Below are 352 nucleotides of genomic sequence, written 5' to 3'. Positions count from 1 at the left end.
AATGTAGTTCCCCGACACAAGGGTCTCCAGGCCGGTGATGCCGGCGAGGCTGACGCTGGGTTTGACCAGCCAGAAGCGCGTGTTGGTCTTGAGGTATTGCTCGACGTCCTTGTTCATCTCGATGGTGGCAATCACCCCGCGATTGTTGCCTTCGTCGTCCAGGGCCAGGGTCTTGACCTTGCCCACGGGCATGCCTTTGTAGACTACTTCGGTCTTGTTGACCTGGATGCCTTCGCCGCTTTCGAAGCGTACCTGGATCTCGATGCCTTGCTGAGAATAGGCACGCCAGCCCAACCAACCGCCGATGATCAGGGCGATCAGGGGCAGTACCCAAATAGCCGACCAGTTGGAA

At 58.2% G+C, this 352-nt stretch carries 1 protein-coding gene; it reads right to left on the bottom strand.

The genetic code is table 11. From position 1 onward, the window contains the following. Positions 1-352, bottom strand: a 352-nt coding sequence (locus tag M2R48_RS21420) for an MlaD family protein (protein ID WP_262087652.1), incomplete at both ends; no start/stop codon positions are given.

Origin of the sequence: Acinetobacter sp. I-MWF (assembly GCF_025433935.1) — a bacterium.
GTDB lineage: Bacteria > Pseudomonadota > Gammaproteobacteria > Pseudomonadales > Moraxellaceae > Acinetobacter > Acinetobacter guillouiae.
Note: the sequence above shows the minus strand (reverse complement) of the source record. Positions and strands in the feature narration are given on the sequence as shown.